The sequence below is a fragment of the Bartonella sp. AP40SXNS genome, from assembly GCF_042195825.1.
In the GTDB taxonomy this organism is placed as follows: Bacteria; Pseudomonadota; Alphaproteobacteria; order Rhizobiales; family Rhizobiaceae; genus Bartonella.
Genome location: NZ_JBHIPB010000080.1, coordinates 1 through 1,189 on the forward strand (window position 1 = coordinate 1; position 1,189 = coordinate 1,189).

The following is a 1,189-nucleotide window of genomic DNA, read 5'->3' on the forward strand; positions in this document are numbered from 1 at the left end:
AACAAGCATTATTTATTCAATGATCTTAGAGACGATACCGGCACCAACAGTACGACCACCTTCACGAATAGCAAAACGAAGTTTTTCCTCCATCGCTATTGGAACGATCAACGAAACATCCATGGCAACATTATCACCGGGCATAACCATTTCTGTACCTTCTGGAAGCGTAACAATACCTGTAACATCCGTCGTACGGAAGTAAAACTGTGGACGATAATTTGTGAAAAATGGCGTATGACGTCCACCTTCATCTTTTGTCAAAATGTAAGCTTCTGCTTTAAACCGTGTATGAGGTGTAACGGATCCTGGCTTCGCCAATACTTGACCACGCTCAATCCCTTCACGGTCAACACCACGTAGCAGAGCTCCTATATTATCACCCGCTTGACCTTGATCCAAAAGCTTGCGGAACATTTCAACGCCTGTAACCGTCGTCTTAGAAGTTGGACGAATACCGATAATCTCGATTTCCTCTCCAACTTTGATAACACCACGCTCAACACGACCCGTAACAACGGTTCCACGACCCGAAATCGAAAACACATCCTCTATCGGCATCAAAAATGGTTGATCAACAGGACGCTCAGGGGTTGGAATATAATTATCAACTTCACTCATTAAAAGACGAACAGCATCTTCACCAATGCTTTTATCCTTATCCTCAAGAGCTGCCAACGCAGAACCCTTAACAATTGGTATATCATCGCCTGGGAAATCATATTTGGATAAAAGTTCCCGAACCTCAAGCTCTACAAGCTCTAAAAGTTCTGCATCATCAACCTGATCAACTTTATTAAGAAAAACAACAATTGCTGGGACACCAACCTGACGTGCAAGCAAAATATGCTCACGTGTCTGAGGCATTGGGCCATCCGCTGCTGAAACAACCAAAATAGCACCATCCATCTGTGCTGCCCCTGTGATCATGTTTTTCACATAATCAGCGTGTCCTGGACAATCAACGTGCGCATAGTGACGATTTTCCGTTTCATACTCAACATGTGCTGTAGAAATAGTAATTCCACGTGCACGTTCCTCTGGCGCAGCGTCAATTTGGTCATAAGCTTTAAATTCACCAAAATATTTCGTAATCGCTGCTGTCAACGAGGTCTTCCCATGATCAACGTGACCAATCGTACCAATATTAACATGCGGTTTTGTTCGTTCAAACTTGCTCTTCGCCATT

1 protein-coding gene is annotated in these 1,189 nt (G+C 43.6%); it reads right to left on the reverse strand.

The annotated features are described in order from the left end of the window. Window positions 1–12: 12 nt before the first annotated feature. On the reverse strand, window positions 13–1,188 hold the full coding sequence (gene tuf, locus ACFILZ_RS09820; RefSeq protein WP_012755022.1) for an elongation factor Tu: 1,176 nt from the start codon (window positions 1,186–1,188) through the stop codon (window positions 13–15). Window position 1,189: the final 1 nt, after the last annotated feature.